At 75.4% G+C, this 12918-nt stretch carries 14 protein-coding genes; 3 read left to right on the top strand and 11 right to left on the bottom strand.

The window, feature by feature from the left end; translation table 11 throughout:
- The first annotated feature begins 21 nt into the window (after window positions 1-21).
- Both FHX74_RS01805 and FHX74_RS01800 read left to right on the top strand, forming a co-directional pair.
- Window positions 22-1212, top strand: a complete 1191-nt coding sequence (locus FHX74_RS01805; protein WP_182558365.1) for an AMP-binding protein — start codon at window positions 22-24, stop codon at window positions 1210-1212.
- Window positions 1209-2102, top strand: a complete 894-nt coding sequence (locus FHX74_RS01800; RefSeq protein ID WP_182558364.1) for a 1,4-dihydroxy-2-naphthoate polyprenyltransferase — start codon at window positions 1209-1211, stop codon at window positions 2100-2102. The genes FHX74_RS01805 and FHX74_RS01800 overlap by 4 nt, the downstream gene beginning before the upstream one ends.
- A gap of 7 nt (window positions 2103-2109) precedes the next feature.
- On the opposite strand, the gene FHX74_RS01795 is transcribed toward FHX74_RS01800, so the two are convergent.
- The 6 genes from FHX74_RS01795 to FHX74_RS01770 all read right to left on the bottom strand — a co-directional run bounded on the left by FHX74_RS01795 (window position 2110) and on the right by FHX74_RS01770 (window position 7912).
- Entirely contained in the window at window positions 2110-2688 is a 579-nt protein-coding gene (locus FHX74_RS01795) for a DUF4232 domain-containing protein (RefSeq protein WP_182558363.1), read from the bottom strand.
- 105 nt (window positions 2689-2793) lie between these two features.
- Window positions 2794-3816: an NAD-dependent epimerase/dehydratase family protein gene (locus tag FHX74_RS01790; protein WP_220483375.1), complete on the bottom strand. Its 1023-nt coding sequence runs from the start codon at window positions 3814-3816 to the stop codon at window positions 2794-2796.
- On the bottom strand, window positions 3813-5210 hold the full coding sequence (locus FHX74_RS01785; protein WP_182558362.1) for an enolase C-terminal domain-like protein: 1398 nt from the start codon (window positions 5208-5210) through the stop codon (window positions 3813-3815). The genes FHX74_RS01790 and FHX74_RS01785 overlap by 4 nt, the downstream gene beginning before the upstream one ends.
- A 58-nt stretch (window positions 5211-5268) precedes the next feature.
- Window positions 5269-6777, bottom strand: coding sequence for a DEAD/DEAH box helicase (locus FHX74_RS01780; RefSeq protein WP_220483374.1), 1509 nt, complete (start codon window positions 6775-6777; stop codon window positions 5269-5271).
- Between the two features lie 144 nt (window positions 6778-6921).
- On the bottom strand, window positions 6922-7533 hold the full coding sequence (locus FHX74_RS01775) for an ASCH domain-containing protein (protein WP_182558360.1): 612 nt from the start codon (window positions 7531-7533) through the stop codon (window positions 6922-6924).
- A gap of 100 nt (window positions 7534-7633) precedes the next feature.
- Window positions 7634-7912: a glutaredoxin family protein gene (locus FHX74_RS01770; protein WP_328823566.1), complete on the bottom strand. Its 279-nt coding sequence runs from the start codon at window positions 7910-7912 to the stop codon at window positions 7634-7636.
- Between the two features lie 101 nt (window positions 7913-8013).
- Here FHX74_RS01770 and FHX74_RS01765 point away from each other — a divergent pair, with 101 nt between their 5' ends.
- Window positions 8014-9123, top strand: a complete 1110-nt coding sequence (locus FHX74_RS01765) for an HAD family hydrolase (protein ID WP_328823565.1) — start codon at window positions 8014-8016, stop codon at window positions 9121-9123.
- A 146-nt stretch (window positions 9124-9269) separates the two neighbouring features.
- Here the strand turns inward: FHX74_RS01765 and FHX74_RS01760 are convergent, their stop codons facing one another.
- The 5 genes from FHX74_RS01760 to FHX74_RS01740 form a co-directional block, all read right to left on the bottom strand.
- The gene (locus tag FHX74_RS01760; RefSeq protein ID WP_182558359.1) at window positions 9270-10682 is read right to left on the bottom strand and encodes a lysophospholipid acyltransferase family protein; all 1413 of its coding nucleotides are present in this window, start codon (window positions 10680-10682) and stop codon (window positions 9270-9272) included.
- Window positions 10675-11739, bottom strand: a complete 1065-nt coding sequence (locus tag FHX74_RS01755; protein ID WP_328823564.1) for an NAD-dependent epimerase/dehydratase family protein — start codon at window positions 11737-11739, stop codon at window positions 10675-10677. Before FHX74_RS01755 ends, FHX74_RS01760 begins: the two co-directional genes overlap by 8 nt.
- 87 nt (window positions 11740-11826) lie before the next feature.
- Entirely contained in the window at window positions 11827-11928 is a 102-nt protein-coding gene (locus tag FHX74_RS01750; protein ID WP_042842924.1) for a 30S ribosomal protein bS22, read from the bottom strand.
- Window positions 11929-12079: 151 nt separating this feature from the next.
- Window positions 12080-12478 (bottom strand): SRPBCC family protein, encoded by a 399-nt coding sequence (locus FHX74_RS01745; RefSeq protein ID WP_182558358.1) that lies wholly within the window; start codon window positions 12476-12478, stop codon window positions 12080-12082.
- A gap of 52 nt (window positions 12479-12530) precedes the next feature.
- Window positions 12531-12761, bottom strand: a complete 231-nt coding sequence (locus FHX74_RS01740) for a helix-turn-helix domain-containing protein (protein WP_182558357.1) — start codon at window positions 12759-12761, stop codon at window positions 12531-12533.
- Window positions 12762-12918: the final 157 nt, after the last annotated feature.

Genomic DNA, 12918 nt, shown 5'->3' with positions numbered 1-12918 from the left:
GGGACCGGCGAGGATGACCGCGTGGCGCAGCTGACGACCGTGCCGACCGATCCGGGCGGCCTCGACCGGCTGCGCGCCGAGCTGGCCGCGGTGCTCGACGGCGCCGACCGGGTGCTGGCCCCGCTGCCGAGTCACGACCTCGAACGCGAGCAGGCGCTGGCCATGCTGCAGCCCGACCGGCCGGTCGACGAGGACGACGCCGCCGTGGTGGTGGCAACCTCCGGGTCGACCGGCCGACCCAAGGGCGTGGTGCTCACCCGGGACGGGATCGTCGCCTCGGCCCGGGCGACCCACCGACGGGTCGGCGGACCCGGCGAGTGGCTGCTCGCGCTGCCGACCCACTACGTGGCCGGACTGATGGTGGTGGCCCGGGCGGTGGTCGCCGGCACCCCGGTGGTCGCGGTCGGCGCCGACCTGTCCGGGCTGGCCACCCTCGCGCCGGCCGAGCGCCCGCGCTATCTGTCGGTGGTGCCGACCCAGCTGGTCCGCGCCCTCGCCGACCCGCGGCTGACCCGGCGGCTGGCGGCGCTGGACGGCGTCCTGCTCGGCGGCGCCGCCACTCCGGCCGAGCTGCTCGACCGGGCCCGCTCGGCCGGGGTGCGGGTCCGCACCACCTACGGGATGAGCGAGACCTGCGGCGGCTGCGTCTACGACGGGGTGCCGCTCGACGGCGTCGGGATCGACCTCGACGACCTCGACGCGGAGCGAGTCGGCGACGGGGTGGGCCGGGTCCGGATCACCGGCGCGCCGGTGTTCGCCGGCTACCGGCTGCGCCCGGACCTGACCGCGGAGGTGCTCGACACCGCCGGCGGCCGGCGTCGGTTCGCCACCTCCGACCGCGGTCGGCTGTCCGCCGAGGGGACCCTGGAGATCCTCGGGCGCACCGACGACGTGGTGATCAGCGGCGGCGTGAACGTCGACTTGGCCGCGGTCGAACGAGCGGCCCAGCAGGTGCTGGCCGACCCCGAGGCGGTCGCGGTCGGTGTTGCCGACACCGAGTGGGGCACCCGGGTCGTGCTGGTCAGCAGCCGCGACCTCGATCTGACGGCCGTCCGCGGCGTGCTCGCCGATCGGCTGCCGGCCGCCGCGCTGCCGCGTCAGGTGGTCCGCCGCCCGGTGCCGCGGACCAGCAGCGGCAAACCGGACCGCACGAGGCTGGTCACCGAGCTCGCCGCAGAGCCGGCGGCCACGAGCCCGGCGGGACGCCCGTGAGCACGACGGGGACGCCGACGGCCGCGCAGTGGCTGGCCGGAGCCCGGCCGCGGATCTGGCCGATCGCGATCGCCCCGGTGGTGGTCGGCACCGGGTTGGCCGGGCTCGAGGGCGGTCTCCGCCCGCTGCTGGCGGTGCTCGCGCTGGTGGTGTCGCTGGCCCTCGACATCGGCGTCAACTACGCCAACGACTACTCCGACGGCATCCGCGGCACCGACGCCGACCGGGTCGGCCCGATGCGGCTGGTGGGCAGCGGGATCGCCCGGCCCGCGGCGGTCAAGCGGGCCGCGTTCCTCGCCTTCGGGGTGGCCGCGGTGGCCGGGCTGGCCGCGGTGGTGCTGTCCGGACTGTGGTGGCTGCTGCTGGTCGGGGCCGCTTCGGTGCTCGCCGCCTGGTACTACACCGGCGGCCGGCGGCCCTACGGCTACCTCGGCCTCGGCGAGGTCTTCGTCTTCGTGTTCTTCGGGCTGGTCGCGGTCTGCGGCACGGTGCTGATCCAGACCGGCCGGATCACCGGGGTGACCGTGCTCGGCGCGGTGCAGGCCGGGTTGTTGGCCACCGCGGCACTGGTGGCCAACAACCTGCGCGACATCCCCGGCGACCAGGTGGCCGGGAAGCGGACGCTGGCCACCCGGCTCGGCGACCGCGGCACCCGGACGTTCTACGTGGGGCTGCAGCTCGGCGCGGCGGTGCTGGTGGTGCTGATCGCCGCGCTGAGCGGGGCCTGGTGGGCTCTGCTCGGGCTGGCCGGCCCGCTGGCGGCCGGCCGCGCGATCAGGCTGGTGCTGCGCGGGGCGCTCGGCCGGGAGCTGATCCCGGTGCTCAAGGACACCTCGCTGGCCATGCTGATCGGCGCGGTCGGTCTCGCCGCGGGCCTGCTGATCGGCTGAGACCGGATCAGATCCGGGCGCCGATCGGGTCCTCGCGGAGCTGGGCCACGTGGCGGGTGCTGGCCAGCACGCGGTACTTCACGAACACCGACGTCCTCGACCCCGGGACGTAGACCCGGAAGCCGCTGGTCATCACCGTGTGGTGCTTCGGGGAGCCGAAGTTGAGCGCGTCCTCGACGGTGACGATCTGGGTGGTGCTCTGCCCCGGCTTCAGGGTGACCAGCACGGCCCGACGGTTGGTCAGCCAGACGGCGGGCTTGCCGACCTGGGTGCCGGCGTGGTGCGCGGTGCGGTGGGCGACGAACGACAGCCCGGCGTAGCCCTTGATCGAGACGGCGTGCCGGCTGACGTTGGTGTAGACGAGGTCGACGTAGGAGGCACCGGCCGAGTTGTCGTGGATCGGCTTGACGGTGATCTTCAGGTCGGCGGCGGTGGCCGCGGGCGCGCGGTAGGCGGCGACGGCCGGGGCCGGGCTGGTGGTGGCGGCCTGCGCCGCGGGCGACAGGGTGGCGGCGAGACCGGTGCTGACGGCGGCGGCGGCGAGCACGGCGGCGACGCGGCGGCCGGACAGGTGGTTGATGATCATGGAAGGGACGTTAGGACCGGCCGGTCACGACCGCGTCCGGGGCAGGTCACGGCGTCGTCACGGTCGGTCCGTGACGGCCCGGATCGCTGCTGGGACAGGGATTTCTCAGCGCCGACCCAGGTCGGCGAGCAGCGCGTCCTCGGCGGCGTAGTCGAACGACCCGGCGAAGTAGGGGTCGGCGTCGAGCGCATCGCGCGCGACCGGTTCGAGCCCGGTCAGCCAGTCCGTCTCGAGCCGGACCACCTCGGCGTAGGTCCCCACCGGCTGCCAGCCGAGAGCCCGCGCCGCGGCGGTGTCGAGCAGGTAGGGCGGCCAGGTCGACCACGGGTTGCCCCCGCCCGGCACCTCGTCGGGCAGACCGACCGGTTCCAGCGCCGCGCCGCACGCCGCGGCGACCGCGGTGACCACCTCGGCGGCGGTGGGGGTGTCCGGGTCGGCGGCGTTGAGCACCCGGGTGCCGGGGTGCTCGGCGCAGGTGCGCACCAGCCGGGCCAGGTTGACGGCGGCGTTCGGGTGGTTGGCGGTGCGTCCGCCGTGGGCGAGCGGCACCCGGGTCCGGCCGTCGAGCACCCGGCGGACCACGAACCACTCGCGCGGCCGGGCCCCGCCGACCCCGTGGATCCGGGACGGCCGGAGCACCGACACCGGCCAGCCGCTGTCGAGCAGCACCTGCTCGGCCGCCACCTTGTTGCCGCCGTAGCCCTCGCGGCTGTCGTAGTCGCCCGACCAGTCCGGCGGCAGCGTCGCCCGGGTCTCGGTCACCGGGCCACCGAAGTCGGGCGGTTCGTCGGTGTTGCTGCCGCGGCCGTGGTCGTCCACGTAGACGGCCTTGCTCGACAGCACCACCGCCGAGCCGATGCCCGGGGCGTGCTCGACCAGGTCGCGGGCCTGGGCGCCGGTGTAGCAGACGCAGTCGACGACCAGGTCGGCACCGGGCCCGAGCACCGCCGCCAGCTCGGCGCGCGAGGTCCGGTCGGACCGGACGAAGCCGACCCCGCGCTCGGCCAGCGCGGCCGGGAACCGGCCGGCGTCGCGTCCGGTGCCGACGACCTGCCAGCCGTGCACGGCGAGCTCGGCCGCGACCGCCCGCCCGGTCAGCCCGGAGACGCCGAGCACCACCGCCTTCACGACCGCTCCGCCGGGCCGGTCCTGGCCAGCGCGGGCCGCTTCGGGTCGAAGGTCCAGCCCGGGGCCAGGAACTGCATCGCCGCGGCGTCGTCGCGGGCGCCGAGGCCGTGCTGCTGGTGGAGCTCGTGGGCGGCGGCGAGCGCCTCCCGGTCGATCCGGACGCCGAGCCCGGGCCCGTCGGGCACCCGCAGGCCGCCGTCGCGGATCACCGGCGGGTCGAGGGTCAGCCGCTGGCCGTCCTGCCAGATCCAGTGCGTGTCGAGCGCGGTGACCGGGTCCGGGGCGGCGGCGCCGACGTGGGCGATCACGGCCAGCGAGACGTCGAAGTGGTTGTTCGAGTGCGAGCCCCAGGTCAGGCCCCAGTCGGCGCACAGCTGCGCGACCCGGACGGCACCGCGCAGGGTCCAGAAATGGGGGTCGGCGAGCGGAATGTCGACGGCCTGGGCGCGGACGGCGTGCCCGAGCTGACGCCAGTCGGTGGCGATCATGTTGGTCGCGGTGGGCAGCCCGGTGGCCCGGCGGAACTCGGCCATCACCTCGCGGCCGCTGTAGCCGCCCTCGGCGCCCACCGGGTCCTCGGCGTAGGCGAGGGTGCCGGGTTCGAGGCCGTCGACCAGCCGGACGGCCTCGGCGAGCGACCAGCAGCCGTTCGGGTCGAGGGTGATCCGCGCGGCCGGGAACCGGCGGTGCAGCGCGGTCACCGCCTCGGCCTCGGCGTCGGGGGCGAACACACCGCCCTTGAGCTTGAGGTCGGCGAACCCGTAGCGGGCGACCGCGGCCTCGGCCAGCGCGACCACCGCCTCGGGGGTCAGGACCGGACGCCGCCGCAGGTCGGCCCAGCTGCCGGGAGCGGCGGCTGGGTCGGGCTGCTCGTAGGACAGGTCCGTCCGGGCGGCATCGCCGACGTAGAACAGATAGCCGAGCACCGGGACGACCTCGCGCTGCCGTCCGTCGCCCAGCAGGTCGGCGACCCCGAGACCGAGCACCTGCCCGAAGAGGTCGAGCAGGCACGACTCCAGCGCGGTGACCGCGTGGACGGCGACCCGCTGGTCGAAGGTCTGCCGCCCGCGACCGCCGGCGTCGCGGTCCGCGAAGCGGGCGGCCACGGCGGCGAGCAGCCGTCGGTACTGCGCGACCGGCCGGCCGATCAGCAGCGGCGCCGCGTCGCGGAGCGTGCGGACGATCGCGTCTCCGCCGGGCACCTCGCCGAGACCGACCCGGCCGTCCTCGTCGGTGACCAGGCAGACCGTCCGGGTGAAGAACGGGCCGTGCGCACCGCTCAGGTTGAGCAGCATGCTGTCGCGACCGGCCACCGGGACCACCTCGACGTCGCGGATCCGTGGACCGGTCCCCCGCAGCGGCTCGGTGCCGTCGGGGAGGTCGCGTGGGCTCATCCGCCCCATCCTGCCCCGACGAGCGTCTGGTCGGGGCGCAGGTGGGGGCGGGTGGGCCTCAGCGGCTCCGGACCCGGCGGCTGAAGTTGCTGGCCGAGTGGCTGCGCGCCGCGGTCGTCGCGGCACCGCGCGCGGCGGCCTGGCCCCCGGAGCGGGAACCGGTCCGCGCGCCGGTGCTGCTCGCGGCGGTCGGCGTGGCCGCGGCGCCCGAGCGACCCCGTGACCGGCGGCGGCCCTGGCCCGAGCCCTTGCTGGAGCCGGTGGTCGAGCCGGTGGTGGAGCCGGTGCCGCGGGGCGCCGAGCCCGCGGGTCGCCGCCCGCGGCCGCGCTGGCCGCCGGTGCCCCGACCCCGGCCGGCCTCGACCGGCTCGGCCACCGGGGCCACGACGGTCTGGAACCGGCGCTCACCCTCGGCGATGGTCCGCAGCACCGGGTCCGACGGCCCGGAGAGCACGGTGGTGGTGGGCCGGATCCCGGCGGCCCGGGTCAGCGCCCGGACGTCGCCGATCTGGTCCGGGGTCATCAGCGTGACCACGGTGCCCGCCTTGCCGGCGCGTGCGGTGCGACCCGAGCGGTGCAGGTAGGCCTTGGACTCGGCGGGCGGGTCGGCGTGCAGCACCAGCGCGACGTCGTCGACGTGGATGCCGCGGGCCGCGATGTCGGTGGCGACCAGTGTCTCGGCCCGACCGGAGTGGAAGGCCTCCATGTTGCGGGTCCGCGCCGACTGGCCGAGGTTGCCGTGCAGCTCGACCGCCGGGACGCCGCGGGCGTTGAGCTGCCGGGTGAGCGCCTTGGCCCGCGACTTGGTGCGGGTGAAGATCACCGTCCGGCCGGGGGCGGCGGCCAGGTCGACGGCGACGTCGATCCGGTCGGCCGCCGAGACCTGGAGCACGTGGTGCTCCATCGCGGTCACCGGGGCCTCGACGGAGTCGGCGTGGTGGACCGCGGGCTTGCGGAGGAACCGCTTGACCAGCCCGTCCACCCCGCGGTCGAGGGTGGCGGAGAAGAACAGCCGCTGGCCGGTCGGCGCGGTCTGCGCGAGCAGCCGGGTGACGGCGGGCAGGAAGCCGAGGTCGGCCATGTGGTCGGCCTCGTCGAGCACGGTGACCTGCACCTGGTCGAGCCGGCACAGGCCCTGCTTGATGAGGTCCTCGAGCCGGCCCGGGCAGGCGACCAGGACGTCGACGCCGGCGGCCAGCGCCTGCGCCTGCGGGCCCTGGCCGACGCCGCCGAAGACGGTACGGGTGCGCAGCCCGGTGGCCGCGGCCAGCGGCTGCAGGGACTCGTCGATCTGGGTGACGAGCTCACGGGTCGGAGCCAGGATCAGCGCCCGCGGCTGGCGCGGGCGGCGGCGATCGCGCCCTGCGGCCAGCCGGGTGACCAGCGGCAGCAGGAAGGCGTAGGTCTTGCCGGAGCCGGTGCGGCCGCGGCCGAGCACGTCGCGGCCGCCGATCGCGTCGGCCAGGGTCGCGGCCTGGATGGGGGTGGGCTGGGTGATGTCACGCTCGGCGAGCACCCGGACGAGGTCTGCGGGCACGCCGAACGAGGCGAAGGAGGAACTGGACAACTGTGGACACACGCTTTCGGTGTCTCGCCGAACGGAACTCTCGACGCGCCGTCGTCGGCGCGGAGAGTGCGGGGCGGAATCAGGCCGTGTGCCCGAGTCGCCGGCAGTCCGGGGCGAGACGCTCGACGGACTGCTGGGACGAGTCTAGGTGGTGCCGGGCCGGCGGGCCGCATCGGACCCGTGCAGCCTCAGGAACGCCTCCCCGCGCGGGGACAGCCGGTAGCCGACCTCCAGGCTCTCGGTGAGGCCCAGGGTCTTGAGCCGCCGGACCCGGTTCTTGAAGAAGTAGCGCTCCTCGCCGCGCTCGGCGGCCAGCTCGGTGGAGACCACTCCGGGGCGGCGCCCGATCAGGGCCAGGACGTCGCGGGTCCACGGGTGGTCGGCGGCGGCGTCCATCCGGTCGAGCGAGGCGTCGAGCGAGGCCAGCGTCCGGTCGTCCAGGTGGGCGTCGGCGCGGAGCGCGACCCGGGGGTCCTCCCCGGCCAGCACCAGCCGGATCCGCCACAGCGGCAGGTCGCCGCGGTCGCGGCCGTCGGCCCGGGCGAGCAGGGCGGCCACGCTGTCGAAGCCGGTGCCGCGGAGGTCGCGTGCGGTCAGCCGGGCCGGGTCGACCTGCTCGACGCTGGTGAACGAGACCCGGCCCACCTTGGTCAGCTGGCTGCCCCCGGCGCGGACCCGCGGCGCGGCCCAGCGGCGGTAGGTGGTCGTGATGCTGCCGTCCGCGATCCCGCTCAGGGTGCGGGCGTCGAACAGCATCGGACCAGCCTACGACCGGTGCTCCGACGGTGTCAGCGCGCGTGATCGGAGCGCTTCGACGGGCTCGGCGCGCGTCACGGCTCCCGCACGGGTCCGCGGATCAGGCCGGGCGCAGCCCCGGCTCGGTCAACGCCTGGCGGAGGCGGGCGGCGTCCACCCGCCAGAAGTCGTGCTGGCGTCCGTCGACGAAGGTGACCGGCACCTCGTCGGTGAACCGGGCCCGCAGGTCCGGGTCCTCGTCGATGTCGCGGGCGACCCAGGTGTCGCCGGTCTCCGCGCACACCTCGGCGACCACCCGGAGCGCCTCGTCGCACAGGTGGCAGCCCACGCGGGTCAGCACCAGCACGCGGGCCGGCACGTCGGCGGCGGAGGAGGTCACGGGTCGGATCCTTCCACAGCCGGGGGTCCCGGGGAGCCGTTCGGACGGGTCGCGCGGGCCGGTTCGGCCGCCCCGTCCGGAGCGGAGACTAGGGTGAGCGCGTGAGTCGTCCGGAGCCGTCCGCCACGCCCGGCGACGGTCCCGTCCCGGAGGCCGCGCAAGCCGACCCGGCCCCGTCTCCCGGACGCCGGAGCCCGACGGACGGGACCCGTCCGGCCCGGCCCCGCAAGCCCCGGCGACACAGCTTCGGCGGGCACGGCCGGCGACAGGTCGCCCGCGCCGAGCGCCGGCTGGCCCGGGCCGAACGCCGGGTGGCTAAGGCGGAGCGCCGCCGGGCCGAGGCCGTGCTCAGCGCACCCCGTCCGGACACCATCCGCGAGGCCGAGCAGGCAGCACCCACCGTCGTCCCGGCCGCCACCCCGGCGCCGATCGAGCCGGACCCGCGGGCCGCGGCGTTCTTCGACGTCGACAACACGGTGGTCCAGGGCGCGTCGATGTTCCACCTGGCCAAGGGGCTCTACCGCCGCGACTTCTTCCCGATGCGGCTGATCGTCAAGGGGCTGTGGCTGCAGGTCTGGTTCCGGCTGGCCGGCCGCGAGAACGCCGGGCACATCGAGCAGGCCCGGCAGGCCACCCTCGGGTTCATCGCCGGGCACACCGTGGCCGAGATCCAGGAGATCGGCGAGGAGATCTACGAGGAGTCGATCGCCGCGCGGATCTGGCCGGGCACCCGGGCCATCGCCCAGATGCACCTCGACGTCGGCCAGGAGGTCTGGCTGGTCACCGCGGCACCGGTGGAGATGGCCACCATCATCGCCACCCGGCTCGGGATGACCGGCGCGCTCGGCACCACCGCCGAGCACGTCGAGGGCGTCTACACCGGCCGGTTGCGTGGCGAGCTGCTGCACGGCCCGGCCAAGGGTGAGGCGGTCCGCCGGCTGGCCGCCGAGCGCGGGCTCGACCTCGAGCGGTGCTTCGCCTACTCCGACTCCTCGAACGACCTACCGATGCTCACCGCGGTCGGCCGGCCCTCGGCGATCAACCCGGACTTCCGGCTGGCCCGGCACGCGGCCCGCGAGGGCTGGCAGATCCGCGACTTCCGGACCCACCGGCGGGCGGCCAAGGCCGGGCTGCTCGGCACCGGGGTGGCCGGCGCGGCCGTCGGAGCGGTGGCCACCGCGCTCGCCGTCCGCAACCGGATCCGCCGCTGAGGGCAGGCCCTTCGACAGGCTCAGGGCGCAGGGAGGTCAGTGCTCAGGGCACGTGGGGGTCAGAGCTCAGGGCACGTGGAGGTCAGTGCTCAGGGCGCCTGGAGGTCAGTGCTCAGGGCGCGGGGAGGTGGGTGCTCCGGCCCCGTTCAGCGGAAGGGGTGCGGGCGCTGCATCAGCAGCGCATAGAGGGTCTGCTGGATGGTCTCGCGGACCTGGTCGGTGACGTTGAAGGTGATCATCGGGTCGTCGGCGGCACCGGCCGGCAGCTCGTCGGTGGCGATCTGCTCGCCGATCCGGATGATCCACTTGCTGGGCAGCGGGATCGCGCCGAGCAGACCGAACCAGGGGAACAGCGGGGTGATCGGGACGTAGGGCCAGCCCAGCGCCCGGGCCAGGGACGGCGCGGTGGCCACCAGCGGGTAGATCTCCTCGGACCCGACGATCGAGATCGGCACGATCGGCACCTGCGCGCGGACGGCCGCCGAGACGAAGCCGCCGCGGCCGAAGCGCTGCAGCTTGTACCGGTCGGAGAACGGCTTGCCCAGGCCCTTGAACCCCTCGGGGAACACCGAGACCAGCTCGCCGCCGGCCAGCAGCCGCTCGGCGTCCTCCTGGCAGGCCAGCGTGCAGCCAATCCGGCGGGCCAGGTCGTGGCTGTAGGGGGTGGAGAAGATCAGGTCCGCGCCGAGCATCCGGACGTGCCGGCCGATCTCGTCGTGGATCACCGCGTGCAGCACCATCCCGTCGAGCGGGAGCGTGCCGGCGTGGTTGGAGACCAGCAGCGCGGGGCCGGTGGTCGGCAGGTTCTCGATGCCCTGCACCTCGACCCGGAACCAGCTGTGGACCAGCGGTCGGAGCAGCGGCAGGAACACCCGCTCGGTGAACTCCGGGTCGAAGCCGAATGCGTCGACGGCGTAGTCGCCGCTGAACCGCGACCGGGCGAAGTCGGCGATCTCCTCGACCCCGGCCTGCCAGTCGACCCCGGCGGCCTCGGCGACCGCGGCCAGCGTGCGGAGCGGGTCGGCCGCGGCGTCGCGGACCAGCTCGACCGGGGCCTGCCGGAGCAGGTCGAGCATCCCGCCGAGCAGCTCGGCGACCCCGGAGACCAGCGACGAGGGTTCCGGACGCCGGTGGCTGTCGGCCCCGCCCGGATGTCGGTGCGCGCCGGCTGCCTCCTCCTGGCCCGCACCGGCGGCCGGGCAGGGGGGCACCTCGCCCGCGTCGGGACGACGCCCGCGGGTCCGGGCCGCGCGCCGACGCCCGGACGACCGCCCGGACGACCGCCCGGCGGGTGCGGATTCGCCAACCGGCGGCTCGCTCGACGGCTCGGTGGACGGCTCGGTGGACGGCTGGTCGGGAACGGCGGTGAGGTCCGGGGTGTCGGCGCGAGCGGACGCCCGCCCGGCGCGGGCGCGGCCCGGATCCGCCGGGCGGCCCGGACGGGGCCGGCTCGCCCCCGAGGCCCCGGCCAGCCCGCGGGCCGCGGCGGACGGGGTGCTCCGGCTGCCGCGGCCGGCGGGGCCGCGGCTGCCGAGCTGGATCACCTCGGCGTCAGCCATCCACGCCTCCCCGGGCCGGACCGGTGCCGGCGCTGATCCGGTCGGCGACCGTCCCGACCAACCGCTGCAAGCGCTGCGGGGCGAGCACGCCGGGCCGGGCGGTGGCCACGAACTCGGCCAGCGCGGCCCGCGAGCTGTAGGCCGGCTGCCAGCCGGCTGCCCGCACGAACCGGGTGACGTCGAGCCCACGGCCGTAGGTGAGCACCTCGAGCTGGTCGGCGGAGAGGTCGGTGAGCCGCAGCGAGCGGAGGGCCGAGGCCAACGGAGCGGCGGCCTGCTGCGGCACGCCGACCACCGGCCGGCCGAGCATCCGCAGCGCCTGACTGAGCACGACCACGTCGGGCGCGGCGACGTTGTAGGTGCCGGGCAGGTCCTGCCGGGTGGCCGCGACCAGCGCGGAGACCGCGTCGCTCGGGTGCAGGAACTGCAGCCGGGCGTCGAAGCCCATCACCTTCGGCACCACCGGCAGGCCGAGATAGCGGGTGATCTGGCTGTCCACCCCGGCGCCCATCAGGCTGGCCAGCCGGAGCGTGGTCACGGTGACGTCGGGCCGGCGCCGGGCCAGACCCCGGACGAACGTCTCGATCTCCACGGAGTCCTTGCCGAACCCGGTGCGCGGCTGGACCCGCGGCGACAGGTCCTCGGTGAACTGCGCCGGATCCCGCGGCGAGGACCCGTAGACCCCGGCCGAGGACTGCACCACCAGCGTCCGGAAGCCCTCCGCGCGCTGACAGGCGGCCAGCAGTTGCATGGTGCCGATGACGTTGATCTCCTTCATCGACGACCGGCCACCGACCCCGCTCGGGGTCGCCACCATCGCCATGTGGACGACGGTGTCGACGCCGCGGGACTCGATCACCTTGCCGATGACCGGGTTGCGGATGTCGGCCCGGACGAACGTCGCCCCGCCGAGATCGTGTCTCGGCGGGGTGACGTCGACGCCGACGACCGTGGTCGGCGGGTGCTCGGGCGAACCGGCGGCGAGCGTGCGGGCGAACCGGGCAGCCAGGTCCCGGGAGACCCCGGTGACCAGGACCACGCGGCCGGTTGCGGTCACGCGCGCCCCCTCTCGACCCTGTTCGACCCCGTCACGGACAGGACGCACCGGCGGGCCGGTGCCCCTCGGTCCGGTCCTGCGCGCGGCTTACTTGCCGGCGCGGCGACGCTGGATGCGCGTGCGCTTCAGCAGCTTGCGGTGCTTCTTCTTCGCCATCCGCTTGCGACGCTTCTTGATGACCGAACCCACAGTGACGAACCCCTCGCGACGATCTCGACGAAACTTCTCGGAACAGGTGTCGGCGCGAGCGCGGGTCGCGCCCGTCCGCCGGACTTGCCGATGCTACCCGGCCCTCCCCACACCCGGCCAATCCCGGCCGGTCCTCAGGAGTCGGTGGGCGTCAGGGAGCGACGAGACGACCGAGCGCCACCCGGGCCGCCGGCAGGTAGGCGCTCCACCACGGCGCCCCCTCGAGCGCCAACGTGGCCACCGTCCCGCCACCGGGCCGGGGCAGCACCTCGTGCGCCATCACCACCGAGGTCGGGCCGAACCGCACCCGCCAGCGCCAGGTCCGGGCGACGGCGTCGAAGGAGAGCACCTCGAACGGCACCCGCAGGCCCGCCGGTCCGTGCACCAGCCCGGTCAGCCCGGGCCGGAGCCGTCCGCCGTCGGCCTCGACCGTCTGGATCGGCGGCGCCCACGACGGCCAGCGGGAGAGTTCGACGTAGCGGCGCCACACCTCGTCGGGCGCGGCCTCGCCGGCGGCGGCGACGGTGCGGGGGATCGGCAACCGGTCCATCCCCCGATCCTGCCAGCCCGGCCCGCAGCCGGGACGACCGGCCGGGCGGGGTCTAGCCGGTCTCGTAGTAGGAGCCGCGGAGGTAGTCGTGGACCGCCTTCTCGGGCACCCGGAAGCTGCGGCCGAACCGGGCCGCCTCGAGCTCGCCGGCGTGGATCATCCGGTAGACGCTCATCTTGGAGACGCGCATGATCGAGGCCACCTCGGCCACGGTCAGGAACTTGACGCCGGACAGGGACCCCGAGAACGGGGTGACGTCGCCCGGCTCGGACTTCTCTGCCATCTCTGCGCACCGTTTCCCGCGCGCTCCGCACCGGCTTCCCCACCGGTCGGGCGCGCGTCTGGAGTGAGCGTAGTGGTAACAGTGGCGTTTGGGAAAGGAATCACTCAGACACACCCCGTCGGTGCTGGACAACCGACCGTCGACTGCACTCACCGGG

Source organism: Microlunatus kandeliicorticis (genome assembly GCF_014137855.1).
In the GTDB taxonomy this organism is placed as follows: domain Bacteria; phylum Actinomycetota; class Actinomycetes; order Propionibacteriales; family Propionibacteriaceae; genus Microlunatus; species Microlunatus kandeliicorticis.
Note: the sequence above shows the minus strand (reverse complement) of the source record. Positions and strands in the feature narration are given on the sequence as shown.